Source organism: Streptomyces sp. NPDC005784, assembly GCF_042871525.1.
GTDB lineage: Bacteria > Actinomycetota > Actinomycetes > Streptomycetales > Streptomycetaceae > Streptomyces.
Map to the genome: position 1 here is coordinate 48,240 of NZ_JBIAIQ010000015.1, position 25,153 is coordinate 73,392.

A 25,153-nucleotide genomic window follows, 5' to 3' on the forward strand; every position below is an offset into this window, starting at 1 on the left:
GGGGGGGGGCGGCGGCCCCCCCCCCCCGCCGGGTGTTGGGGGCGGCGGGCTTGGGCACGCTCCCCGGCGCCGCATCCGGGGGGGGGGGGCGCCTTTAGCGCCCCCCCCCCTTCCGCAGTTGTCACCAAGGTCAGTCGCCGCCCCTCGGCTTTCACCGAGGGCAGCCGCCCCTCAGCAGGCGTCACCGAGGGCAGCCGCCCCCGTCGGCTTTCGCCGTGGGCAGTGGCCGCCCATCGGCTTCCGCCGAGGGCAGCCGCCCCTCAGCAGGCGTCACCGAGGACAGCCGCCCCCGTCGGCTTTCGCCGAGGGGAGCCGCCAGCCTCCCGTGTCAGCCCCGGCCCCGCTTGGGGTCGGTCAGGCCCGCGCGCCGCAGGGCGTCCGCCATGGCGCTGTTCGCGGGCGGCGGCGCCTGACGGGAGCCGCCCCCGCCACCGCCCCCCGCACCGCCGCCGCGACCCTGCCGCTGCTGGCCACGCTGCTGGGGCGGCCGCCCGCCCCGCTGGGGGCGACCGCCGTCCTCGGCCGCCGCGGCCGCAGCCTCGTCGTCCAGCCGGAGCGTCAGCGAGATCCGCTTGCGCGGGATGTCGATCTCCAGGACCTTCACCTTGACGATGTCGCCGGACTTCACGACGTCCCGCGGGTCCTTGACGAAGGTCTTGGACATCGCGGAGACGTGCACGAGCCCGTCCTGGTGCACGCCGATGTCCACGAAGGCGCCGAACGCGGCCACGTTCGTGACGACCCCCTCCAGGACCATCCCGGACACCACGTCGGAGATCTTCTCCACTCCGTCCTTGAAGGTGGCCGTCTTGAAGGCTGGCCGCGGGTCGCGTCCCGGCTTCTCCAGCTCACGGAGGATGTCCGTGACGGTCGGCAGACCGAAGGTCTCGTCGACGAAGTCGGCCGGCTTCAGCGAGCGCAGCACACTCGTGTTGCCGACCAGCGACGCGACCTCGCTGCCCGCCGTCTTCACCATCCGCCGCACCACGGGGTACGCCTCGGGGTGCACGCTGGAGGCGTCCAGCGGGTCGCTGCCGCCCCGGATCCGCAGGAAGCCCGCGCACTGCTCGTACGCCTTGGGGCCGAGCCGGGCCACGCCCTTGAGAGCCGTACGGGAGGTGAAGGGGCCGTTGGCGTCGCGGTGCGCCACGATGTTCTCCGCGAGGCCGGAGGTGATGCCGGAGACCCGGGCCAGCAGCGGGGCGGAGGCGGTGTTCACGTCCACTCCCACGCCGTTCACACAGTCCTCGACCACCGCGTCGAGCGAGCGGGACAGCTTCACCTCGGAGAGGTCGTGCTGGTACTGCCCGACACCGATCGACTTCGGGTCGATCTTCACCAGCTCGGCCAGCGGATCCTGGAGCCGGCGCGCGATGGAGACGGCGCCGCGCAGCGACACGTCCATGTCGGGCAGCTCCTGGGAGGCGAACGCGGACGCCGAGTACACCGACGCGCCCGCCTCCGACACCATCACCTTGGTGAGGTTCAGCTCCGGGTGCTTGGTGATGAGCTCACCGGCGAGCTTGTCGGTCTCGCGCGAGGCCGTGCCGTTGCCGATCGCGATCAGGTCGACCGCGTGCTCCTTGGAGAGCCGGGCGAGCTTGGCGATGGCCTCGTCCCACTTGTTCGCCGGGACGTGTGGGTAGATCACGTCCGTGGCGACGACCTTGCCGGTCGCGTCGACGACGGCGACCTTCACACCCGTACGGAAACCGGGGTCCAGGCCCAGCGTCGCGCGCGTGCCCGCCGGGGCGGCGAGCAGCAGGTCCCGCAGGTTCGCCGCGAAGACGTTCACCGCCTCGTCCTCGGCGGCGGTGCGCAGCCTCAGCCGCATGTCGATGCCGAGGTGCACGAGAATGCGGGTGCGCCAGGCCCAGCGGGCGGTGTCCGTCAGCCACTTGTCGCCGGGACGGCCGCGGTCGGCGATGCCGAAGCGGTGGGCGACGATCCCCTCGTACGACGAAGGCCCCTCGGTGGGCTCCTCCGGCTCCAGGACGAGATCGAGGACGTCCTCCTTCTCGCCGCGCAGCATGGCGAGGATCCGGTGCGAGGGCAGTGCCTTGAAGGGCTCGGCGAAGTCGAAGTAGTCGGCGAACTTGGCGCCCGCCTCCTCCTTGCCCTCGCGCACCTTGGCGGAGAGCCGTCCACGCACCCACATGCGCTCGCGCAGCTCGCCGATCAGGTCGGCGTCCTCGGAGAACCGCTCGGTGAGGATCGACCGGGCGCCGTCCAGGGCGGCCTGCGGGTCGGCGACGCCCTTGTCGGCGTCGACGAAGGCCGCCGCCGCGGCGAGCGGGTCGACCGACGGGTCGCCGAGCAGGCCCTCGGCCAGCGGCTCGAGACCCGCCTCGCGGGCGATCTGCGCCTTGGTACGCCGCTTGGGTTTGAAGGGCAGATAGATGTCCTCAAGGCGCGCCTTCGTCTCGGCGGCCCTGATCTGCGCCTCGAGCTCCGCGCTGAGCTTGCCCTGCTCGCGCACCGAGTCGAGGATCGCGGCCCGCCGGTCCTCCAGCTCCCGCAGATAGCGCAGCCGCTCCTCGAGGGTGCGCAGCTGCGCATCGTCGAGCATCTCGGTCGCTTCCTTGCGGTAGCGGGCGATGAAGGGCACCGTCGAACCGCCGTCGAGCAAGTCGACGGCGGCCTTGACCTGCCGCTCCCGTACGCCGAGTTCTTCGGCGATCCTGCCTTCGATGGACCCTACGAGGGGTGTCGTCACGATCCCGTACCGCCTTCTCCACTGAGGTTGCGCGGCAATTGTGGCAGGTGACACCGACAATGGGGGCTCAGGGCGGACTCGATCGGGTCGCGTGCCGCCGGACGGGACCGTTTCGCGCTCCCGGCACGCGGAGCCGGGAGCGGTTCGGCCTCCTCAGTCCTTGCCGATCATTCCCTCCGGGAACGCGCCGGCGGCGAAGGCCGTCATCAGCAGACCCTTCGCGATCTCGGTCAGGCGCTCCACCCCGGCGGCGCCCAGGTGCTCGTAGGGGGCGCGGTCGAGGCGGTCCGTCCGGGCCTCGATGTCCTGGCGCAGGGCGGTGCCGGCCGGCGTCAGCTCGCCCTCCGCGTCGAGCAGCCCGCGGTCCCGCAGCCGCCCGGACGCCGCCTCCCAGTCCTGCCGGGACCAGCCGCGCGTGCCCAGCACCCATCGGGGGGCCATGCCCTTGCCGGTCGCGGTGTGGCTCACCAGGGCCTCCACCGGGTCGAGCTCCGCGTCGAGCAGCGCCGCGAGGTGACCGTCGCCGCGGTGCTCGCGCAGCAGGGTGGCCGCGTGCCAGAGCGCCAGGTGCGGCGCCTCGGGGACGGGCAGGTCCGCGTGCGCGGCGTACAGCGGGCGGGCGGTCGATCCGCAGGCCTCGGTCGCGCGCAGGGTGAGCTCCGCGGCCTCGGCCACCTCCTTGGAGGCGATGAGGTCCTCGCCGAGCAGTCGCCTGAGCGTCGCATCCACGGCACGCAGGCGTGCCGCGAGCACCGACTCCGGAGAGGCCGTCCGCCAGACGGCGGGCACATGTACGGCCACCAGTTCGTGCCGGAAGTTGAAGAACGTCGCCGTCACCGTGCCCGCGCCGACCGCGCCCATCGCGGCGGCCCGCACCGCGAAGTACGCCGTCCGGTCGTTCTCGATGCCGACCGCGGCCAGTTCCCGGCCCAGATCGGGCGAGAAGTAGTGCGTCGAGTGGAGCGGGTTGAGGACGTTGTGGCAGCGCCGCCCGGCGCGCTCCGGCAGTGAGGGAGTCATACCCCGCACATTACCGACTGGTTGGTATGTCGTGAACGGTGACGCCCGCGATGGCAGGAAAGGTGGGGTAGTGGTCATTGCGGCCATGACCGCGCCGGTCGAGAATCGAGACATGCGAACGGTCCTGATCGTCCTCTTCGACGGCGTGCAGAGCCTCGACGTCACCGGCCCCCTGGAGGTGTTCGCGGGCGCCGAGACCTGCCGCGGCGGCTCGTACCGCATCCGCACGGCCTCTCTGGACGGCGCCCCCGTGCGCTCCTCCAGCGGCCTCGTCCTGGTCCCGGACGGGACGCTCGCCGACGCGCCGGACCCGCACACCCTGCTGGTTCCCGGCGGCCGCGGCACCCGGCGCCCGGACCCCCTCCTGACCGGCTGGCTGCGCGCCCACGGTCCGCGCGCGGAGCGTCTGGTGTCGGTGTGCACCGGCGCCGCACTGCTCGCGGCGGCGGGCCTGCTCGACGGCCGTCGCGCGACCACCCACTGGGCCTACTGCGACCAGCTCGCCCACGACCACCCGGCGGTCACGGTCGATCCCGACCCCATCTACGTCCGCGACGGCAACGTGTCCACCTCGGCCGGCGTCACCTCCGGCATCGACCTGGCCCTCGCCCTCGTGGAGGAGGATCTGGGCCGCGACGCCGCCCTCACCATCGCCCGTCACCTCGTCGTCTTCCTCCGGCGCCCGGGCAACCAGGCCCAGTTCAGCGCCCAGCTCGCCGCCCAGACCGCGCGGCGCGAACCGCTGCGCGAGGTCCAGCATTGGATTTCCGAGCACCCGGGCGACGACCTGAGCGTCGAGTCGCTCGCCGCCCGCGCCAGTCTCTCGCCCCGCCATTTCGCCCGTGCCTTCCAAGCCGAGACGGGTACGACGCCCGGCCGGTACGTCGAGCGGGTCCGTCTCGAACACGCCCGCCGTCTCCTGGAGGACACCGGCGACGGCATCGAGGAGATCTCCCGCGCCTGTGGCTACGGCACGTCCGAGGCCATGCGCCGCGCCTTCGTGAAGATCCTCGGCTCGGCGCCCGCGGAGTACCGGCGCCGCTTCAGGCCCGTCCCGACGCGCTGACGGGCCACTCCCGCAGGCGGGCACCCCGCCCGCCGTGACTCCCGACGCCCACTCACCCAGGGGCTCGCACCGTGCCCCTGCGTCGAAAGGAACCCCATGCAGATCGCCATCGTCCTGTACGACCGCTTCACCGCCCTGGACGCCGTGGGTCCGTACGAGACGCTCGGCCGCCTGCCGGACGCGGACACCGTCTTCGTGGCCGAGGACACCGGTCCGGTCCGTTCCGACACCGGCCGGCTCGCGCTGACCGCGGACAAGAGCTTCGCGGAGGTACCGCACCCGGACATCGTGGTGGTACCGGGAGGGCCGGGCCAGAGTGCCCTGATGGACGACCGGGTCCTCCTCGACTGGCTGCGGGCCGTGGACTCCACCAGCGTCTGGACGACCTCGGTGTGCACCGGCTCCCTGCTGCTCGCCGCGGCGGGGCTCCTCGACGGACGCCGGGCGACCTCCCACTGGCTGGCCCTCGACCAGCTGGAGCGGTTCGGCGCCGAGCCGACGGGGGAGCGGGTCGTGTTCGACGGCAAGTACGTGACCGCGGCCGGAGTCTCCTCCGGCATCGACATGGGACTCACCCTGCTCGGCCGGATCGCCGGAGACGAACACGCCCAGGCCGTCCAGCTGCTGACCGAGTACGACCCGCAGCCGCCCTACGACGCCGGGTCCCCGGACAAGGCACCCGCGCACCTCGTCGAGGAGTTCCGGAGCAAGAGCCGTTTCCTGCTCAGCTAGCGCCCGAGGCCGCCGGTTTCACACCCCTTGAGCGGCCGGCGAGCCCTCACGGAGTCCATGTGAAGTGCGGCTGTCTGCGCTCCAGGAAGGCGGCGACCCCCTCCGCGGTGTCGCCGCCGGCGCGTGCCTGTTCCGCCCAGTACGCGTCACGGTCGGTTCGTCCGTTCGCGAACTCCTTCGCCGCCGCCTGGGTCAGCAGGGAGCGCGCGGCCAGGACGCGGGTGAACTCCGCGACCCGCTTGTCGAGTTCGCCCTCGGGCAGCACCTCGTCCACCAGGCCGCTGCGCAGCGCGCGCCCGCTGTCGATCAACTCGCCCGAGAAGAGCAGGTACTTGGCGGTGGACGGACCCACCAGTGCCGCCAACCTCCGCGTGGAGGAGGCCGGATAGACGATGCCGAGCTTCGCCGGCGTCACCCCGAACAGCGACCCCTCCTGTGCGAACCGCAGATCGCAGGCGGCCGCGAGCTGGGACCCGCCGCCCACGCAGTAGCCGCGAATCGCCGCCAGTGTCGGCTTCGGGAACGCGGCGAGGGCCTCCTCGGCGAGCACGGCGAGACCCTGTGCCTCGTCCGGAGACTCCCGCAGCGTCGAGATGTCCGCGCCGGCGCAGAACGTGCCGCCCTCACCGGTGAGTACGAGCGCGTGCACATCGGCGCGACCGCTCAGCGCCTCCAGCAGAGGCGGTAGCGCTCGCCACATCCGCGTCGTCATGGCGTTCCGTTTGGCGGGGTGATGGATGACGACGGTGGCGACCCCGTCGCCGACGTGATGCAACAGCTGCGGCTCCATGGCCGGATGCTATCCGCACCCGCCGGCCGGATTGTGATCATGGTCTGGGGCCGTCCCGCGGGCGCCGGAGCCACGGGGAACGAATCGGGTCAGGCGAGGGGCAAACCCGTACAACCCGAATAGTTTCGGAAGTCGGCATAAAAAGGACAGAAGTTGTCGTGGAACCGACTGGGTCGTACGGCGACGATCATAAATCACCGATAATTGCTGACTTCTGTTCAGTCAACCGGTACGGACCAGCGCATTACCAACACTCGACGTGTGGTGACAATCGAGCGCAAGGGTGGCGACCGGACGATGGAGAACCTCGGGCGGGGGTCCGACCCGAGCCCCGAAGGCGCAGGCGCGACTCCCGGCGTCAGATCGCCGGGACCGCTGCCGTACGAGGGGGTGTGGCGGTTCACCGCCGCCGCCGTCGACGCCTCGGTGCCGCAGGCGCGGCACGCCGTCCGTGATCTGCTGGTCCGCCAGGGGGTGCCGGTCTCGGACGATGTCGTTCAGGGACTGCTGTTGATCGTCTCCGAACTGGTCACGAACGCCGTCAAGCACGCGGCACTTCTGTCGCCGATGCTCGCCGTGGAGGTCGCGGTCGGCGCCGACTGGGTCCGGGTGTCCGTCGAGGACAACCACCCCTACCGTCCGACGGCTCTGGAGGCCGACCATGGGCAGACCGGGGGCCGGGGCCTGCTGCTGGTGCGTGAGGTGACCAGGGAGTTCGGCGGAGGGTGCGACGTCGAGCACACCGCGGACGGCGGCAAGGTGATCTGGGCAGCCCTGCCGCTCGCTCCGGGCGTGTAGCGGACCGGCTACCAGCCCGCGGACGGGCCCGTCAGCTCCCGGATCGCCGGACGGGCCGCGTCCAGCACTGTCATGAACCACGCCGAGAACGGGTCCTTCGCGTGCCGCTCCGCCAGCTCGGCGGCGGTCACGAAGGCCGTCGAGCCGACCTCCTCGGGGTCCGGCCGCAGCGCCGACTGCACCATCCCGACGAACAGGTGGTTGTACTCCTGCTCCACCAGGCCCGAGTCCGGGTCCGGGTGGTTGTAGCGGACCGTGCCCGCCTCGGCGAGCAGGGCCGGCGACACCCCGAGCTCCTCGTACGTCCGCCGGGCCGCCGCGGCGAAGGGTCCCTCGCCCGGGTAGGGGTGGCCGCAGCAGGTGTTCGACCAGACGCCGGGGGAGTGGTACTTGCCGAGGGCGCGCTGCTGCAACAGCAGCCGGCCCTGTTCGTCGAAGAGGAACACCGAGAACGCTCTGTGCAGCTGTCCCGGGGCCTGATGGGCCGCGAGCTTCTCCGCCGTACCGATCGTGTTGCCGTCCTCGTCGACCAGCTCCAGCAAGATCGCTTCAACGGTGCCGCTCGACGAACTGTGCGTCGCGGTGGCAGGTGTGATCGGCATACCCATCCTTCGCATCGGTCTTCAAGCCCCAAGTCTGCCGTACGAAACCGGCACTCCCGGCACTTCGCGGCTCCCGCATGTCCCGCCCCGGGGAGCCCTGAGCGGGAAGTGCGGCCGACGGGGGTCGGACGCCGGAAAGCGGCCGGACACCTGATCGTGCCCGGCGCCACCGGCACGGAATCGTCGAGGACGGGGGCCGACAGGTGTTCGGACAGCCGGTCGAAACAGGTCCGGACAGTCACGGGCACCCGCGTGGCCACCGGCACCCGCGTGGGCCACCGGCACCCGCGTGGTCGCCGGGACGGGCACGGCGCCGTCGCCGTCGCCGGGAGGCTCAGTGGCAGAGCTTCGCCTCGTGTTCCGCGTGTCCGCTCGGCTCCAGCTGGAACGTGCAGTGCTCGACGTCGAAGTGGACGCCCAGGCAGCCCTGGAGTTCGTGAAGGACCTTCTCGTGGCCGATCGCGTTCAGGACGTCGGAGCTGACGACCACGTGCGCGGAGAGGACCGGCATGCCGGACGTGATGGTCCAGGCGTGCAGGTCGTGGATGTCCTCGACACCGTCGAGGGCCAGGATGTGCGCGCGCACGTCCGCCATGTCGACGCCCTTGGGCGCCGCCTCCAGGAGCACGTCGAGCGTCTCCTGGAGCAGCTTCCAGGTGCGCGGGACGATCATCAGCGCGATGGCGATCGAGGCGATCGGGTCCGCCGCCTGCCAGCCGGTGGTCATGATCACCACCGCGGCGACGATGACCGCCGCCGAGCCCAGCGCGTCCGCCGCGACCTCCAGGAACGCGCCGCGCACGTTCAGGCTGTCCTTCTGCCCGCGCATCAGCAGCGTCAGCGAGATCGTGTTGGCGACCAGACCGATCACACCGAACACGATGGTCAGTCCGCCCTTGGTGTCCGCGGGCGTGATGAAGCGCTGGATCGCCTCGACGAACACATAGCCGCCGACGACGAGCAGCAGCAGACAGTTGGCGAGCGCGGCGAGGATCTCGGCCCGCGCGTAGCCGAAGGTGCGCTTCTCGCTCGGCGGGCGCGCCGCGAAGTGGATCGCGAGCAGGGCCATGCCCAGCCCCAGCGCGTCCGTCGCCATGTGCGCCGCGTCCGCGACGAGCGCGAGCGAGTCGGCGAGCAGACCGCCGAAGATCTCGACGACCATGACGGTGAGCGTGATCGCCAGCGCGACCCGCAGCCGCCCGCGGTACGCGGCTGTCGCCGTACCGGTCGGGGGAGCGCCGTGCGCGTGCCCGTGGTCGTGCCCAGCCCCCATGGAAGCCGCCTCCCGTTCTCTGCTCGGTCACCACAGTCAACTACGGGCCGGGGGTATCGGGCAACGCTGCACTGAACACCGTTGTCATGTGCTCTGACCTGCGGAAACGATTCGCAGGTCAGAGCACCGGCAAGATCATGTGACGATGGTCTCCGGGTGGTGCAGCAGCCAGCCGCGCCAGGCCGACTCCACCATCTCGCGCACTTCGCGCCGCGCGCCCCAGCCCAGCTCCGCGGCGGCCAGGGCGGCCGAGGCGACCGCGCGCGGGGCGTCGCCGGGGCGGCGCGGCTCGACGACCGGCACGCGGGTGCTCCCGGTGACCTCGGCGATGAGCGCCACGAGTTCCCGCACGGAGACTCCCTCGCCGCGGCCGATGTTCACCGTCAGATCACCGCTCGCGCCGTCCGTCAGCCGTCGGGCCGCCGTGAGATGCGCCTCGGCGAGGTCGGCGACATGGATGTAGTCGCGTACGCAGGTGCCGTCCGGTGTCGGGTAGTCGTCGCCGAAGATCCGCGGGGCCTCGCCGCGGGTGAGACGGTCGAACACCATCGGGATGATGTTGAAGATTCCGGTGTCGGCGAGCTCCGGGGACGCCGCGCCCGCCACGTTGAAGTAGCGCAGGCAGATGGTGGCGATACCGTGCGCCCGGCCCGTCGCCCGCACCAGCCACTCGCCGGCGAGCTTCGTCTCGCCGTAGGGGCTCATCGGGGCACAGGGGGTGCCCTCCGTGATGAGGTCCACATCGGGGTTGCCGTAGACGGCCGCCGACGAGGAGAAGACGAAGCGTTTGACGCCCGCCCCGGCCACCGCCTCCAGCAGCGTCGCGAGGCCGCCCACGTTCTCCTGGTAGTAGCGCGTCGGCTCGGCCACGGACTCGCCGACCTGCTTGCGCGCGGCGAGGTGCACCACACCCGTCACCGCGTGCTCCGCCAGGACCCGCTTGAGCAGATCACCGTCCAGCGACGACCCCTGGACGAGGGGAATGCTCTCCGGAAGCCGGTTCGGTACCCCGGACGACAGGTCGTCGAGGGCGACGACGCGCTCCCCGGCCTCCGTCATCGCCCGCGCCACGTGTGCCCCGATGTAGCCGGCTCCGCCTGTGATCAGCCATGTCATGGACGACCACCCTATGCGGATCCGGGGCCATGTCCGGCGTGCCCCGGTTTCGGGGGTGTGCCGGGTGCCGTGCGCCGTCCGGGAATGCGCCGGTCTGCGAACGCGCGTTTGTGGCCCGGGCCCGGAATCCCCGATGATGACCGCGGCGCCCGTAGGACAAAATCGGTTGATCGGGCCGTGAACGGGCGGTGAACGTCCGCCTCCGTTCATCCGATAGCCTCTGCCGACATGCCGCCGGGGCCGCCGCCGTGGACCGGGGGCCATCCCATCACGCACACGCCGGACGCCAGGTCGCTCCGGCACTCAGGGAGTGAGTTCGCTGCCGACCGCCATCCTCACCGGCCAGCCGGTCCCCGGATCGTCGCTCGAAGGCGATCTGCGGTCGCTCGGCTTCGATGTGCGTCTCGCCTCCGACGCGGGCGAGACCGAGACCCTGCTCGCCGCCGTCCCGGCGAAGGAGCGGGTCGCCGTCGTGGACGCCCGCTTCGTCGGGCATCCGCACGCCCTGCGCCTCGGCCTCACCGACCCCCGCTTCGTGGCCTCGGCCATTCCCGGCGCCGTGTCCGTGCAGCCGGAGGCCCGGCGCGCGCTGACCCGCGCCGTGACCCGGGAGAGCGTGGCCGCGGGCAACGCGACCGTCGCCACCGAGAACCTCGCCGAGCGCCTCGCTGAGGCACTCGACGCCGACGACCTCGCCGTGTACCGCCCGGAACTCGGCACCCTCGTCGCCGCGGTCCCCGCCGATCCGCAGGAGCGCAACGAGGTCAGGCAGGCCGTCCTGGCCGTCGACGACGAGGCCGTACGGCTGCGCAGCGCCGTCAAGGCCCGCGACGGCTTCTTCACCACGTACTGCATCAGCCCGTACTCGCGCTACCTCGCCCGCTGGTGCGCCCGCCGGGGTCTGACCCCGAACCAGGTCACCACCGCCTCGCTGATCACCGCGCTGATCGCCGCGGGCTGCGCCGCCACCGGCACCCGCGCCGGATTCGTCGTGGCCGGTCTGCTGCTGATGTTCTCCTTCGTCCTGGACTGCACGGACGGACAGCTCGCCCGCTACTCCCTGCAGTACTCCACGCTCGGCGCCTGGCTGGACGCGACCTTCGACCGCGCCAAGGAGTACGCCTACTACGCGGGACTCGCGCTCGGCGCGGCCCGCGGCGGCGACGACGTGTGGGCGCTGGCGCTCGGCGCGATGATCCTGCAGACCTGCCGGCACGTCGTGGACTTCTCCTTCAACGAGGCGAACCACGACGCCACGGCCAACACCAGCCCCACCGCGGCCCTCTCGGACAAGCTCGACAGCGTCGGCTGGACGGTCTGGGTGCGCCGGATGATAGTCCTGCCCATCGGCGAACGATGGGCGATGATCGCCGTGCTCACGGCGCTGACGACCCCACGCATCACCTTCTACGCGCTGCTGGTCGGCTGCGCCTTCGCGGCCACGTACACGACGGCCGGCCGGGTGCTGCGCTCGCTGACCCGCAAGGCGAGCCGCACCGACCGCGCCGCCCAGGCCCTGGCCGACCTCGCGGACAACGGTCCGCTCGCCGAATACGCGGCCAGGTGGCGCAGCCCCAACACGCGGTTCTACGCCAGTTCGCCGCTGCTGTACGCGGTGATCGGTGTCCTGGTCCTCGGCAACACCCTCGCCTCGGGCGACTCCTGGCTGATCGTCGGCGGTGCTGTCGCCTACGCCGTCACCTCGGGCCTGGCCCTGTCCCAGCCCCTCAAGGGAGCCCTCGACTGGCTCGTCCCGCCGCTCTTCCGCGCGGCCGAGTACCTCACCGTTCTGGTACTGGCGTTCAACGCCGACGTGAACGGAGCGCTTCCGGCGGCTTTCGGCCTGGTGGCCGCAGTCGCCTACCATCACTACGACACGGTGTACCGCATTCGCGGAAACGCCGGAGCCCCCCCGCACTGGCTGGTGCGGGCGATCGGCGGGCACGAAGGCAGGACGCTGCTGGTCACCGTCCTGGCCGCGCTGCTCACAGCCGCACAGTTCAAGGTCGCGCTCACGGTGGTTGCCGTGGCCGTGGCACTGCTGGTGCTCGTCGAGAGCATCCGCTTCTGGGTGTCCTCCGGGGCACCCGCCGTACACGATGAAGGAGAACCTGCATGATCGGCCTTGTGCTGGCGGCCGGCGCCGGACGGCGTCTGCGTCCCTACACTGACAGCCTCCCCAAGGCGCTTGTGCCGGTTGGCCCCGCGGGTATGGAGGACTCCATCACGGTCCTGGACCTGACCCTCGGCAACTTCGCCGAGATCGGTCTGACCGAGGTCGGCATCATCGTCGGTTACAAGAAGGAAGCCGTCTACGACCGCAAGGCGGCCCTTGAGGAGAAGTACGGCCTCAAGATCACCCTCATCGACAACGACAAGGCCGAGGAGTGGAACAACGCCTACTCCCTGTGGTGCGGACGTGACGCCCTCAAGGACGGTGTGATCCTCGCCAACGGCGACACCGTGCACCCGGTCTCCGTCGAGCGGACGCTGCTCGCCGCCCGCGGCGACGGCAAGAAGATCATCCTCGCGCTCGACACGGTGAAGAAGCTCGCCGACGAGGAGATGAAGGTCGTCGTGGACCCCGAAAAGGGCGTCCAGAAGATCACCAAGCTCATGGAGCCGTCCGAGGCCACCGGCGAGTACATCGGTGTGACCCTCATCGAGGGCGCCGCCGCCGACGAGCTGGCCGACGCCCTGAAGACGGTGTGGGAGACCGACCCGCAGCAGTTCTACGAGCACGGCTACCAGGAGCTCGTCAACCGCGGCTTCAAGATCGACGTCGCGCCGATCGGCGACGTCAAGTGGGTCGAGATCGACAACCACGACGACCTCGCCAAGGGACGTGAGATCGCGTGCCAGTACTGACGAGGCTCATCCCCTCGCCGGTCGTCGTCGACATCCGTCCCGGTGCCCTGGACGACCTCGCGAGCGTGCTCAGCGACGAGCGCATCTCGCACTCGGGCAAGCTGGCGATAGCGGTCAGCAACGGCTCGGGGGCGAGACTGCGCGAGCGGCTCGCCCCGGCCCTGCCGGGAGCCACCTGGTACGAGGTCGGCGGTGGCACGCTCGACGACGCGATCCGGCTGGCCGGCGACATGAAGTCCGGGCACTACGACGCCGTCGTGGGCCTGGGCGGCGGCAAGATCATCGACTGCGCGAAGTTCGCCGCGGCGCGGGTCGGGCTGCCGCTGGTCGCGGTGCCAACGAACCTCGCGCACGACGGCCTGTGCTCGCCGGTCGCCACCCTCGACAACGACGCGGGCCGCGGCTCGTACGGCGTGCCGAACCCGATCGCCGTGGTCATCGACCTCGACGTGATCCGTGAGGCGCCGGTCCGGTTCGTCCGGGCGGGCATCGGGGACGCGATCTCCAACATCAACGCGATCGCGGACTGGGAGCTGTCCAACCGGGTCAACGGCGAGAAGATCGACGGGCTGGCCGCCGCCATGGCGCGCCAGGCGGGCGAGGCCGTGCTCCGGCACCCCGGCGGTGTCGGCGACAACGACTTCCTCCAGGTTCTCGCGGAGGCGCTCGTCCTCACCGGTGTCGCGATGTCGATCTCGGGCGACTCGCGTCCGGCCTCCGGCTCCTGCCACGAGATCAACCATGCCTTCGACCTCCTCTTCCCCCAGCGCGCGGCGAGCCACGGCGAGCAGTGCGGCCTGGGCGCGGCCTTCGCGATGTATCTGCGCGGGGCCCACGAGGAGGCGGCGTACATGGCCGAGGTGCTGCACCGGCACGGACTGCCGGTACTGCCCGAGGAGATCGGCTTCACCGTGGACGAGTTCGTGCGGGTCGTGGAGTTCGCTCCGCAGACCAGGCCCGGCCGCTACACGATCCTCGAACATCTCGACCTGAAAACCCACCAGATCAAGGACATCTACTCCGACTATGCCAAGGCCATCGGTAGCTGAACTCCGCCCCGTCGTTCATCCCCCAGGGGTGAAGGACCGGCGCAGCGGTGAGCACTGGGCGGGACGCCTGTACATGCGAGAGATCTCGCTGCGCTGCGACCGCTACCTGGTGAACACCAGGATCACGCCCAACCAGCTCACGTACCTGATGACCCTCTGTGGTGTGCTCGCGGCCCCCGCCCTGCTGGTGCCGGGGATCGCGGGCGCCGTCCTCGGCGTGGTGATGGTCCAGCTCTACCTGCTGCTCGACTGCGTCGACGGCGAGATCGCGCGCTGGAAGAAGCAGTACTCGCTCGGCGGGGTCTATCTCGACCGGGTCGGCGCCTATCTGACCGACGCGGCCGTCCTCGTCGGCCTCGGTCTGCGCGCATCCGACCTGTGGGGCACCGGAAGCGTCGACTGGCTGTGGGCCTTCCTCGGCACACTGGCCGCCCTCGGCGCGATCCTGGTGAAGGCGGAGACCGATCTCGTCGGTGTCGCCCGCCATGAGAGCGGGCTGCCGCCGGTCAAGGAGTCGGCGTCCGAGCCCCGCTCCTCGGGCGTGGCGCTGGCCCGCAGGGCCGCCGCGGCGCTCAAGTTCCACCGGCTGATCCTCGGCATCGAGGCGTCCCTGCTGATCCTGGTCCTCGCGGTCGCGGACCAGATCAGGGGCGACCTGTTCTTCACCCGGCTCGGCACCGCCGTGCTCGCCGGCATCGCGCTCCTGCAGACCGTGCTGCACCTGGTGTCCATCCTCGCTTCGAGCAGGCTCAAGTGAGTACGGCGACGAAGGTCGGCGCGGTGATCATCACCATGGGCAACCGCCCCGGCGAACTGAGGGCCCTTCTCGATTCCGTGGCCAAGCAGGACGGCGACCGCGTCGAGGTGGTCGTGGTCGGCAACGGCTCACCCGTCCCGGACGTCCCCGCCGGCGTCCGCACGGTCGAACTGCCCGAGAACGTCGGCATCCCCGGCGGCCGCAACGTCGGCATCGAGGCCTTCGGCCCCGGTGGCACCGACGTCGACGTCCTCCTCTTCCTGGACGACGACGGCCTGCTGGCCCACCACGACACGGCCGAGCTGTGCCGCCGGGCCTTCGCCGACGACCCGGAACTCGGCATCATCAGCTTCCGCATCGCCGACCCCGAGACCGGCGAGACCCAGCGCCGCCATGTCCCGCGGCTGCGTGCCGCCGACCCGATGCGCTCCTCGCGCGTCACGACGTTCCTCGGCGGCGCCAACGCGGTCCGTACGAAGGTCCTCGCCGAGGTCGGCGGGCTCCCGGACGCCTTCTTCTACGCCCATGAGGAGACGGACCTGGCCTGGCGGGCCCTCGACGCCGGCTGGATGATCGACTACCGGTCCGACATGGTGCTGTACCACCCGACGACCGCCCCTTCACGGCACGCGGTGTACCACCGCATGGTGGCCCGCAACCGCGTCTGGCTCGCGCGCCGAAACCTTCCCGCGGCGCTCGTCCCGGTCTACCTGGGCGTCTGGATGCTCCTGACGCTGCTGCGCCGCCCCTCGCGGGCAGCTCTGCGGGCCTGGTTCGGCGGATTCAGGGAAGGCTGGACGAGTCCGTGCGGACCTCGCCGTCCCATGAGGTGGCGCACGGTGTGGCGGCTGACTCGACTGGGCCGACCTCCAGTCATCTGACAAGCTCGATTCTGAGAGCACCCGGGCCTACCCGGTCCCCGGCTCATGCCCACGCCCGACCAGGCGGTGCGCATCTTGAAGACGAAAGTTCCCCTTGTGAGTGAGACCACGCAGGACGGCGTAGTCGCGGTGAGCGACCTGCCGTCACCCGATGACGGGCTGTCCGCGGCCGAGATGGCCGCGAAGTACGGGCTCGCGGTCAGCGGTGCCCGGCCCGGCCTGGTCGAGTACGTTCGTCAGCTGTGGGGCCGGCGGCACTTCATCCTCGCCTTCTCGCAGGCCAAGCTGACCGCGCAGTACAGCCAGGCCAAGCTGGGCCAGCTCTGGCAGGTGGCGACGCCGCTGCTCAACGCGTTCGTCTACTACCTGATCTTCGGCCTGATCCTGAAGGCCAACCGCGGTATGTCGAAGGACGTGTACATCCCGTTCCTGGTGACCGGTGTCTTCGTCTTCACCTTCACGCAGAGCTCGGTCATGGCGGGCGTCCGGGCGATCTCGGGCAACCTCGGCCTGGTGCGCGCGCTGCACTTCCCGCGTGCCTCGCTCCCCATCTCGTTCGCCCTCCAGCAGCTGCAGCAGCTGCTCTTCTCGATGATCGTGCTGTTCGTGGTGGCCATCTCCTTCGGCAGCTACCCGGGTCTGTCCTGGCTGCTGATCATCCCGGTGCTGTTCCTGCAATTCCTGTTCAACACCGGCCTCGCGCTGATCGTGGCGCGGATGGGTGCCAAGACGCCCGACCTCGCCCAGCTGATGCCGTTCATCCTGCGCACCTGGATGTACGCCTCCGGTGTCATGTTCTCCATCAGCGCCATGCTCGTCGGCCGCCCGGAATGGATCGCCCGCGTGCTCCAGGCGAACCCGGCCGCCGTGTACATGGACCTGATGCGCTACGCGCTCATCGACGGCTACGGCGCCTCCCATTTGCCCCCGCACGTGTGGGCCATCGCCGTCTTCTGGGCCGTGATCACGGCCGTCGGCGGTTTCGTGTACTTCTGGAAGGCTGAAGAGAGGTACGGCCGTGGCTGAGCTCGAGAAGAGGTCGCACATCCCGACCGTCATCGCGGACGAACTGCACATCGTCTACCGCGTGAACGGCGCCAAGACCGGCAAGGGCAGCGCCACCGCCGCCCTCAGCCGCATCCTCAAGCGCGGCGAGGAACGCGGTGTGCGCAAGGTGCACGCCGTCAAGGGTGTCTCCTTCACCGCCTACCGCGGCGAGGCCATCGGCCTGATCGGTTCGAACGGCTCCGGCAAGTCCACGCTCCTGCGGGCCATCGCAGGTCTGCTCCCCGCCGAGAAGGGCAAGGTCTTCACCGACGGCCAGCCCTCGCTGCTCGGCGTGAACGCGGCCCTGATGAACGACCTCACCGGCGAGCGGAACGTCATTCTGGGCGGCCTCGCGATGGGCATGTCCCGCGAGCAGGTCAGGGAGCGCTACCAGGAGATCGTCGACTTCTCGGGCATCAACGAGAAGGGCGACTTCATCACCCTGCCGATGCGGACCTACTCGTCCGGCATGGCGGCCCGGCTGCGCTTCTCCATCGCGGCGGCCAAGGACCACGACGTCCTGATGATCGACGAGGCGCTGGCGACCGGCGACCGCTCCTTCCAGAAGCGGTCCGAGGCCCGGATCCGCGAGCTCCGCAAGAGCGCGGGCACGGTGTTCCTGGTCAGCCACAACAACAAGTCGATCCGCGACACCTGCGACCGCGTGCTGTGGCTGGAGCGCGGCGAGCTGCGCATGGACGGCCCGACCGAGGACGTCCTCAAGGAGTACGAGAAGTTCACGGGCAAGTAGCCCGTTCGGCCGACGACAGGACCAGGGCCCCGCCGGAACTCTCCGGCGGGGCCCTGCGTCTGCAAAGGAAACGCCAACTCCCGTCGGCATTAGGAATCTTGACGCCAATCGGTGTGTTGTTGTGATGTGCAGGACACCCCGGCGGACTGTGCCGCGTTGTACAACGTAAGCTGTACCGGTGCTGAATCGCGTCAAGTAGGGCGATAATACGCGACACCCGGCACCGTCACGCTGAGCGGATCTCCGGGCGGCGTGTCCGAAATGGGCAGTGTTGGGTCGGCAGTGTAGAACGGGAGATGTGACGGCAATGGCTACGGTGACTCTCCAGCTCCGCGATGCGTGTGCCGTCCTCGCGCCGGGCGGCGAGCGGTGACCGAAGCCGGGACGGCCCGCACCGGCGATCCGGAGCGCGGCACCCTCGACAAAGCCGCGGACGAGAACTTTCCAGTGGCCCCGTTTTTTCTGCCCAGGGCCTGGCGCGACGATCTGATGGCCGTGTACGGCTTCGCCCGCCTCGTCGACGACATCGGTGACGGCGATCTCGCCCCCGGCGGCGCCGACGCCCGCCTGCTCGGCGTGTCGGCCGCGGAGGCCGACGACCGCATGGTCCTCCTCGAAGCCCTCGAAGCCGATCTTCACCGGGTGTTCGACTCGACCCCGCGTCACCCCCTGCTGCGCCGGCTCCAGCCCACGGTCCGCCGCGCGGGCCTCACCCCCGAGCCCTTTCTCGGCCTGATCGCGGCCAACCGCCAGGACCAGCTCGTCAAGCGGTACGAGACCTACGACGATCTGCTCGCCTACTGCGAACTGTCCGCGAACCCCGTCGGCCGCCTGGTCCTCTCCGTCACCGGAACGTCCACGGCCGAGCGGGTCCGCCACTCCGACGCCGTGTGCACGGCGCTGCAGATCGTCGAACACCTCCAGGACGTCGCCGAGGACCTCGGCCGCGACCGCGTCTACCTGCCCGCCGCCGACATGAAGCGCTTTCACGTCGTCGAAGCGGATCTTGCCGTCCCCACAGCAGGCGCATCGGTGCGAGCACTGGTTGCATACGAAGCCGAACGCGCCTTGAACCTCCTGAATGAAGGCACCCCCCTCGTGGGTAGCGTCCACGGCAGGCTGAAGCTGCTGCTCGCGGGGTTCGTTGCGGGGGGAAGGGCGGCAATCCGTGCGATTGCCGCCGCCGAATACGACGTACTTCCCGGCCCGCCCAAGCCCGGCAAGCTCCAGTTGCTGCGCGAGGTGGGAGTGACTCTGCGAGGAAAGGGGTGATCCGGACCGTGGAGTCGGAACAGCGCGTGTCCGCACCGGTACTCGCCGCGTACAGCTATTGCGAGGCGGTGACCGGTCAGCAGGCCCGCAACTTCGCGTACGGCATCAGGCTTCTGCCGACGCCCAAGCGTCGTGCGATGTCTGCGCTGTACGCGTTCTCCCGGCGCGTCGACGACATCGGCGACGGCGTGCTGGCGGCGGACGTGAAGGCGGTGCGCCTGGAGGAGACCCGGGCGCTGCTCGCCCGCGTCCGCGCGGGCGCCGTTGCCGAGGACGACACCGACCCGGTCGCGGTCGCCCTCAGCCATACCGCCGAGTACTTCCCCGTACCTCTCGGGGGCCTGGACGAACTCATCGACGGCGTGCTGATGGACGTACGCGGTGAGACGTACGAGACCTGGGACGACCTGAAGGTCTACTGCCGGTGCGTGGCCGGGGCGATCGGGCGGCTCTCGCTCGGGGTCTTCGGCACCGAACCGGGAGCGCGCGGCGCCGAGCGCGCGCCGGAGTACGCGGACACGCTCGGGCTCGCGCTCCAGCTCACCAACATCCTGCGGGACGTCCGGGAGGACGCCGAGGGCGGGCGCACCTATCTGCCCGCCGACGACCTGGCCAAGTTCGGCTGCTCGGCCGGGTTCGACGGCTCGACTCCACCGCCGGGCTCCGACTTCGCGGGCCTCGTGCACTTCGAGGTGCGGCGGGCGCGTGCCCTGTTCGCCGAGGGCTACCGGCTGCTGCCCATGCTGGACCGGCGCAGCGGCGCCTGTGTCGCGGCCATGGCGGGCATCTACCGGCGTCTCCTCGACCGCATCGAGCGCGAGCCGGAGGCCGTGCTGCGCGGCCGGGTCTCGCTGCCGGGGCGCGAGAAGGCGTACGTCGCCGTGCGCGGCCTCTCCGGTCTCGACGCCCGGCACGTCTCCCGCCGCACCGTCCGGAGGCGCGCCTGATGGACAAAATGCGCCAAGGTGATTCCATCGACGAAAAGCGGCACGCAACCCTCCGGGGCCGGGCGGCGTCCCTGACTGCAACGGCCTGCCGTGCACCGTTCAACCATCACGGCGCGGCCGCAGGGGAGGGTGCGCGATGAGCGAGGTCGAGTCCACGGACGACTCCGGCCGGGCCGCTGCCGTGGTGATCGGCGGCGGGCTCGCCGGGATCACCGCCGCGCTCGCGCTCGCCGACGCCGGGCTGCGGGTGACGCTGCTCGAAGGCCGGCCTCGCCTCGGCGGTCTCGCCTTTTCCTTCCAGCGCGGCGAGCTCACCGTGGACAACGGACAGCATGTCTTTCTGCGCTGCTGCACCGCCTACCGCTGGTTCCTCGACCGCGTCGACGCAACCTCGCTCGCGCCCCTGCAGGATCGTCTCGACGTGCCCGTTCTCGACCTGGAGGCACCTCCCGGACGACGGCTCGGCAGGATCGGCCGCAGCGCGCTGCCCGTGCCGCTCCATCTGGCGCGCAGCCTCGCGACGTATCAGCATCTGTCGCTCGCCGAGCGCGCCAGGGTCGGCCGTGCCGCGCTCGCGCTCAAGGGCCTGGATCTCACGGATCCGGCACTCGACGCGCAGAACTTCGGCGACTGGCTCGCCGGGCACGGTCAGTCGGAACGTGCCGTCGAAGCACTGTGGGACCTCGTGGGGGTCGCCACCCTCAACGCGGTGGCCAAGGATTCCTCGCTGGGCCTCGCCGCGATGGTGTTCAAGACGGGTCTGCTGTCCGACCCGGGCGCGGCCGACATCGGCTGGGCGCGCGTCCCGCTGGGCGAACTGCACGACACCCTCGCCCGCAAGGCGCTCGACTCCGCGGGCGTGCGTACCGAGATCCGTACACGAGTCACCTCCGTCTCCCCCTACGAAAACGGGCGTTGGAGCGTTCAGGTTCCCGGCGAGCGCATCGAGGCCGACACGGTCGTGCTCGCCGTACCCCAGCGCGAGGCCCACGATCTTCTGCCGGAGGGGGCGCTCGACGCTCCCGAGCGGCTCCTGGAGATCGGCACCGCGCCGATCCTCAACATCCACGTCGTCTACGACCGGAAGGTCCTGACTGCGCCGTTCTTCGCGGCGCTCGGTTCCCCGGTGCAGTGGGTCTTCGACCGCACCGAGGCGTCCGGGCTCCGGGAGGGGCAGTACCTGGCGCTGTCGCAGTCGGCGGCGCAGGACGAGATCGACGAGCCCGTCGCCGTGCTGCGGGAGCGGTATCTGCCGGAGCTGGAGCGGCTGCTGCCTGGTGCGCGCGGCGCCGGCGTGACGGACTTCTTCGTGACCCGGGAGCGCACCGCGACGTTCGCCCCCGCCCCGGGTGTCGGGCGGCTGCGGCCCGGTGCCCGTACCAAGGCCCCCGGCCTTTACCTGGCCGGAGCGTGGACCGCCACGGGGTGGCCCGCGACCATGGAGAGTGCGGTTCGCAGCGGAGTCGGTGCGGCGGACGCCGCGCTGGACGCCCTGGGCCGGCCCCGCGATCACCTCCTCGGACTCTTCGAGGAGGCGGCATGACGCTCGACCGGAGCCTGGCAGGCCCCCGCACCCCCGGTACCGCAACAAGAGGAGAGATTGTGCCCACTGTGCCCCCGGCCGAAACGGCTGCCGACGCGGTGGACGTGACCGCGCTCCTGGAGCGCGGCCGGACCCTGGCCACACCGGTGCTCAAGGCGGCCGTCGACCGTCTGGCGGCGCCCATGGATACCGTCGCCGCCTACCACTTCGGCTGGATCGACGCCGAGGGCAACCCCGCGGACGGCGACGGCGGCAAGGCGGTACGCCCCGCGCTCGCCGTGCTCTCCGCGCAGGCCGCCGGTGCGGCCCCCGAGGTGGGCGTGCCCGGCGCGGTCGCCGTCGAACTGGTGCACAACTTCTCGCTGCTGCACGACGACCTGATGGACGGCGACGAACAGCGCCGCCACCGCGACACCGTCTGGAAGGTGCACGGCCCGGCCCAGGCCATCCTGGTCGGCGACGCCCTGTTCGCGCTGGCCAACGAGGTTCTCCTGGAGCTCGGCACCGTCGAGGCCGGCCGCGCCACCCGGCGCCTGACCACCGCCACCCGGGCCCTCATCGACGGCCAGGCCCAGGACATCTCCTACGAGCACCGCGACCGCGTCAGCGTCGAGGAGTGCCTGGAGATGGAGGGCAACAAGACCGGCGCCCTGCTCGCCTGCGCCTGCTCCATCGGAGCCGTCCTCGGCGGCGCCGACGACCTCACCGCCGACACGCTGGAGCGCTACGGCTACCACCTCGGCCTCGCCTTCCAAGCCGTCGACGACCTGCTCGGCATCTGGGGCGACCCGGAGGCCACCGGAAAGCAGACCTGGAGCGATCTGCGCCAGCGCAAGAAGTCCCTGCCGGTCGTGGCCGCGCTCGCCGCGGGCGGTCCCGCCTCCGAGCGGCTCGGTGAGCTGCTCGCCGAGGACGCCAAGGCCAGCGACTTCGAGAACTTCTCCGAGGAGGAGTTCGCCGCGCGCGCGGCTCTCATCGAGGAGGCGGGCGGCCGCGAGTGGACCGCCCAGGAGGCGCGCCGCCAGCACGCGATCGCCATCGAGGCGCTGGACGCCGTCCCGATGCCCGAGCACGTACGCGCCCAGCTCGTGGCGCTGGCCGACTTCGTAGTCGTACGGAAGAGATGATCGTTATCGGTCGAATAAACCTCGCGTAGTCGCCGGCCGGTGCCTTTCCCAAGCTTCGAACCTCGTTCGAGCGGGGGGATATCCATCCGAACGAACGCACCGGCCGACGGCGGACCCACAGCAGAGACACACCACTGCACGAAGGGGAAGCCATGACAGCGACGACCGACGGAAGCACCGGGGCCCTGCCGCCCCGCGCTGCCTCGGCCAGCGAAACCCAGCATCAGACCACTCCCGAGGCGGCCGGGACGGTCGAGACCCGAGACGCCGCCACGCGCGCCATGGAGCGCGCCACGGACTTCCTGCTCGAGTTGCAGGATGCCCAGGGCTGGTGGAAGGGCGACCTCGAGACGAACGTCACCATGGACGCCGAGGACCTGCTTCTCCGTCAGTTCCTGGGAATTCGCGACGAGCCGACCACCCGCGGCGCCGCGCTGTTCATCCGCGGCGAGCAGCGCGAGGACGGCACCTGGGCCTCGTTCTACGGCGGTCCGGGCGAGATCTCCACCACGATCGAGGCGTACGTCGCCCTGCGGCTGGCCGGGGACGCCCCGGACGAGGCGCACATGGCGAAGGCGTCGGCGTGGATCCGCGAGCGTGGCGGCCTCGCCGCGGCCCGTGTCTTCACCCGGATCTGGCTCGCCCTCTTCGGCTGGTGGAAGTGGGACGACCTGCCCGAACTGCCGCCGGAGCTCATCTACTTCCCGAAGTGGATGCCGCTGAACATCTACGACTTCGGCTGCTGGGCGAGACAGACGATCGTGCCCCTCACTGTCGTCTCGGCGAAGCGTCCGGTGCGGCCCGCGCCGTTCCCGCTGGACGAACTGCACACCGACGCCCGTAACCCCAATCCGGTCAAGCCCCTTGCTCCTGTGGTCAGTTGGGAGGGCGCCTTCCAGCGCCTGGACAAAGCGCTGCACCAGTACCGCAAGGTCGCACCGCGCGCCCTGCGCAGAGCGGCGATGAACACGGCGGCCCGCTGGATCATCGAGCGCCAGGAGAACGACGGTTGCTGGGGAGGCATCCAGCCGCCCGCCGTCTACTCGGTCATCGCCCTGCACCTGCTCGGCTACGACCTCGAACACCCGGTCATGCGCGAGGGGCTGGCCTCGCTAAACCGTTTCGCCGTATGGCGCGACGACGGTGCCCGGATGATCGAGGCCTGCCAGTCGCCGGTGTGGGACACCTGCCTGGCGACCATCGCGCTGGCCGACGCGGGAGTGCCCGCCGACCACCCGCAGCTCGTCAAGGCCGTGGACTGGATGCTTGGGGAGGAGATCGTCCGGCCCGGCGACTGGTCGGTCAAACGGCCCCAACTGCCGCCGGGCGGCTGGGCGTTCGAGTTCCACAACGACAACTACCCCGACATCGACGACACCGCGGAGGTCGTCCTCGCCCTGCGCCGCGTCCGGCACCACGACCCGGACCGCGTCGAGAACGCCATCGGACGCGGGGTCCGCTGGAATCTCGGCATGCAGTCCAAGGACGGCGGCTGGGGCGCGTTCGACGTCGACAACACCAGCGCCTTCCCCAACCGGCTGCCGTTCTGCGACTTCGGGGAGGTGATCGACCCGCCCTCCGCCGACGTCACCGCGCACGTGGTGGAGATGCTGGCGTTCGAGGGGCTCGCGCACGACCCGCGCACCCGCCGGGGCGTCCAGTGGCTGCTCACCCACCAGGAGCCGAACGGGTCCTGGTTCGGGCGCTGGGGCGTCAACTACGTATACGGAACAGGGTCGGTGGTCCCGGCGCTCGTGGCGGCGGGGCTGCCCGGCTCGCACCCCGCGATCCGCCGGGCCGTGGCCTGGCTGGAGACCGTGCAGAACGACGACGGCGGCTGGGGCGAGGACATGCGCTCCTACGAGGACAGCCCCGGATGGAGCGGACGCGGCGCCTCGACCGCCTCCCAGACCGGCTGGGCGCTGCTCGCCCTGCTGGCCGCCGGGGAGAGCGACTCCAAGGCCGTGGAGCGCGGGGTGGTCTGGCTCGCGGAGACCCAGTTGACCGACGGCTCCTGGGACGAGCCGTACTTCACGGGGACCGGCTTCCCGTGGGACTTCTCGATCAACTACCACCTCTACCGGCAGGTCTTCCCGCTCACCGCGCTCGGCCGCTACGTCCACGGAGACCCTTTCTCCGCGGCAAAGGGGGGCTGATGGACAGGCGGTCCGCACCGGATCCACTGCTGATCGCCTGCGCGCTCGGCATCGAGCACCTCGCCCTGCGCAGCGGCGACCGGAGCGGCGCCGGCGGGCCGGTCACCGTGCTGCGCACCGGCATGGGGCCCAAGGCCGCCGACCGGTCGGTCACCCGGGTGCTCGCCGACCCGGCGCTGTCCGCGGCGGCCGTGCTGGCCACCGGGTTCTGCGCGGGGCTCGCCCCTGGCATGCACCCCGGTGACCTGGTCGTCGCCGAGGAGACCCGGGACCCGAGCGGCACCACGCCGTGCGTGGGCACCGATCTCCTGGTCAAGGAACTCGTGCGCGCCGTGCCCGGCCGCACCGTCCACACGGGGCCGCTGACGGGCTCCGATCACGTGGTCCGCGGTCACGAGCGCGCCGATCTGCTCGCGACCGGAGCCATCGCCGTCGACATGGAGTCCGCGGCCACCCTGCTCGGCGCGGTCCGCTCGGGCACGCGTCCCGTTGCGGCCGTACGAGTGGTCGTGGATGCTCCAGAACATGAACTCGTCCGAATCGGCACGGTCCGCGGTGGAATATCAGCTTTCCGTGTTCTTCGTGCCGTGCTTCCCGCTTTTTTCGAATGGCACCGTTCTTTGTCGCTCCCTCGGAGGTGAG

General features: G+C 70.9%; 23 protein-coding genes. 17 read left to right on the forward strand and 6 right to left on the reverse strand.

From position 1 onward, the window contains the following. Positions 1 to 328 precede the first annotated feature (328 nt). On the reverse strand, positions 329 to 2,716 hold the full coding sequence (locus ACFYR3_RS23500) for a Tex family protein (RefSeq protein ID WP_355853670.1): 2,388 nt from the start codon (positions 2,714 to 2,716) through the stop codon (positions 329 to 331). 153 nt (positions 2,717 to 2,869) lie between these two features. Further along, on the reverse strand, positions 2,870 to 3,736 hold the full coding sequence (locus ACFYR3_RS23505; protein ID WP_389284663.1) for a hypothetical protein: 867 nt from the start codon (positions 3,734 to 3,736) through the stop codon (positions 2,870 to 2,872). 112 nt (positions 3,737 to 3,848) lie between these two features. Here ACFYR3_RS23505 and ACFYR3_RS23510 point away from each other — a divergent pair, with 112 nt between their 5' ends. Next, a complete protein-coding gene (locus tag ACFYR3_RS23510) occupies positions 3,849 to 4,802 on the forward strand; it encodes a GlxA family transcriptional regulator (RefSeq protein ID WP_355853676.1) in 954 nt (317 codons plus the stop codon). 96 nt (positions 4,803 to 4,898) lie between these two features. After that, positions 4,899 to 5,534, forward strand: coding sequence for a DJ-1/PfpI family protein (locus tag ACFYR3_RS23515; RefSeq protein WP_355853679.1), 636 nt, complete (start codon positions 4,899 to 4,901; stop codon positions 5,532 to 5,534). Positions 5,535 to 5,580: 46 nt separating this feature from the next. Here the strand turns inward: ACFYR3_RS23515 and ACFYR3_RS23520 are convergent, their stop codons facing one another. Further along, positions 5,581 to 6,324, reverse strand: a complete 744-nt coding sequence (locus ACFYR3_RS23520) for an enoyl-CoA hydratase-related protein (RefSeq protein ID WP_355853682.1) — start codon at positions 6,322 to 6,324, stop codon at positions 5,581 to 5,583. 297 nt (positions 6,325 to 6,621) lie between these two features. On the opposite strand from ACFYR3_RS23520, the gene ACFYR3_RS23525 reads away from it, so the two are divergent. Next, positions 6,622 to 7,122, forward strand: a complete 501-nt coding sequence (locus ACFYR3_RS23525; protein ID WP_355853817.1) for an ATP-binding protein — start codon at positions 6,622 to 6,624, stop codon at positions 7,120 to 7,122. A gap of 8 nt (positions 7,123 to 7,130) precedes the next feature. Here the strand turns inward: ACFYR3_RS23525 and idi are convergent, their stop codons facing one another. From idi to galE, 3 genes are all read right to left on the reverse strand, one after another. Next, entirely contained in the window at positions 7,131 to 7,724 is a 594-nt protein-coding gene (gene idi / locus ACFYR3_RS23530; RefSeq protein ID WP_356783316.1) for an isopentenyl-diphosphate Delta-isomerase, read from the reverse strand. Between the two features lie 334 nt (positions 7,725 to 8,058). Next, positions 8,059 to 8,997: a cation diffusion facilitator family transporter gene (locus ACFYR3_RS23535; RefSeq protein WP_355853688.1), complete on the reverse strand. Its 939-nt coding sequence runs from the start codon at positions 8,995 to 8,997 to the stop codon at positions 8,059 to 8,061. Positions 8,998 to 9,132: 135 nt separating this feature from the next. Next, a complete protein-coding gene (gene galE, locus ACFYR3_RS23540) occupies positions 9,133 to 10,113 on the reverse strand; it encodes a UDP-glucose 4-epimerase GalE (protein ID WP_355853690.1) in 981 nt (326 codons plus the stop codon). 319 nt (positions 10,114 to 10,432) lie between these two features. On the opposite strand from galE, the gene ACFYR3_RS23545 reads away from it, so the two are divergent. The 14 genes from ACFYR3_RS23545 (at position 10,433) to ACFYR3_RS23610 (ending at position 25,152) form a co-directional block, all read left to right on the forward strand. Continuing rightward, a complete protein-coding gene (locus ACFYR3_RS23545) occupies positions 10,433 to 12,232 on the forward strand; it encodes a DUF5941 domain-containing protein (protein ID WP_389284700.1) in 1,800 nt (599 codons plus the stop codon). Beyond that, complete coding sequence (locus ACFYR3_RS23550) at positions 12,229 to 12,981, forward strand: phosphocholine cytidylyltransferase family protein (protein WP_355853693.1); 753 nt, start codon at positions 12,229 to 12,231, stop codon at positions 12,979 to 12,981. The genes ACFYR3_RS23545 and ACFYR3_RS23550 overlap by 4 nt, the downstream gene beginning before the upstream one ends. After that, complete coding sequence (locus tag ACFYR3_RS23555; protein ID WP_356783318.1) at positions 12,969 to 14,030, forward strand: iron-containing alcohol dehydrogenase family protein; 1,062 nt, start codon at positions 12,969 to 12,971, stop codon at positions 14,028 to 14,030. Before ACFYR3_RS23550 ends, ACFYR3_RS23555 begins: the two co-directional genes overlap by 13 nt. Then, complete coding sequence (locus ACFYR3_RS23560; RefSeq protein WP_389284664.1) at positions 14,008 to 14,787, forward strand: CDP-alcohol phosphatidyltransferase family protein; 780 nt, start codon at positions 14,008 to 14,010, stop codon at positions 14,785 to 14,787. The genes ACFYR3_RS23555 and ACFYR3_RS23560 overlap by 23 nt, the downstream gene beginning before the upstream one ends. A gap of 35 nt (positions 14,788 to 14,822) precedes the next feature. After that, positions 14,823 to 15,668 (forward strand): glycosyltransferase, encoded by an 846-nt coding sequence (locus ACFYR3_RS23565; RefSeq protein ID WP_355853823.1) that lies wholly within the window; start codon positions 14,823 to 14,825, stop codon positions 15,666 to 15,668. Between the two features lie 96 nt (positions 15,669 to 15,764). Beyond that, entirely contained in the window at positions 15,765 to 16,694 is a 930-nt protein-coding gene (locus ACFYR3_RS23570; protein WP_355853700.1) for an ABC transporter permease, read from the forward strand. Continuing rightward, complete coding sequence (locus ACFYR3_RS23575) at positions 16,687 to 17,466, forward strand: ABC transporter ATP-binding protein (RefSeq protein WP_355853703.1); 780 nt, start codon at positions 16,687 to 16,689, stop codon at positions 17,464 to 17,466. The genes ACFYR3_RS23570 and ACFYR3_RS23575 overlap by 8 nt, the downstream gene beginning before the upstream one ends. A gap of 369 nt (positions 17,467 to 17,835) precedes the next feature. Continuing rightward, positions 17,836 to 18,738, forward strand: a complete 903-nt coding sequence (hpnC, locus tag ACFYR3_RS23580; RefSeq protein WP_355853706.1) for a squalene synthase HpnC — start codon at positions 17,836 to 17,838, stop codon at positions 18,736 to 18,738. Then, on the forward strand, positions 18,735 to 19,685 hold the full coding sequence (gene hpnD / locus ACFYR3_RS23585; RefSeq protein WP_355853709.1) for a presqualene diphosphate synthase HpnD: 951 nt from the start codon (positions 18,735 to 18,737) through the stop codon (positions 19,683 to 19,685). Before hpnC ends, hpnD begins: the two co-directional genes overlap by 4 nt. An 8-nt stretch (positions 19,686 to 19,693) precedes the next feature. Further along, positions 19,694 to 19,825, forward strand: a complete 132-nt coding sequence (locus ACFYR3_RS23590) for a DUF6380 family protein (protein WP_355853826.1) — start codon at positions 19,694 to 19,696, stop codon at positions 19,823 to 19,825. Beyond that, positions 19,822 to 21,228 carry a hydroxysqualene dehydroxylase HpnE gene (hpnE, locus tag ACFYR3_RS23595; protein WP_355853712.1) on the forward strand — a complete coding sequence of 469 codons (1,407 nt, stop codon included), beginning with the start codon at positions 19,822 to 19,824 and terminating at the stop codon, positions 21,226 to 21,228. The genes ACFYR3_RS23590 and hpnE overlap by 4 nt, the downstream gene beginning before the upstream one ends. After that, a complete protein-coding gene (locus ACFYR3_RS23600; RefSeq protein ID WP_355853715.1) occupies positions 21,225 to 22,355 on the forward strand; it encodes a polyprenyl synthetase family protein in 1,131 nt (376 codons plus the stop codon). Before hpnE ends, ACFYR3_RS23600 begins: the two co-directional genes overlap by 4 nt. 152 nt (positions 22,356 to 22,507) lie before the next feature. After that, positions 22,508 to 24,511: a squalene--hopene cyclase gene (gene shc / locus ACFYR3_RS23605; RefSeq protein ID WP_389284665.1), complete on the forward strand. Its 2,004-nt coding sequence runs from the start codon at positions 22,508 to 22,510 to the stop codon at positions 24,509 to 24,511. Then, on the forward strand, positions 24,511 to 25,152 hold the full coding sequence (locus ACFYR3_RS23610) for a 1-hydroxy-2-methyl-2-butenyl 4-diphosphate reductase (protein WP_355853720.1): 642 nt from the start codon (positions 24,511 to 24,513) through the stop codon (positions 25,150 to 25,152). The genes shc and ACFYR3_RS23610 overlap by 1 nt, the downstream gene beginning before the upstream one ends. Position 25,153: the final 1 nt, after the last annotated feature.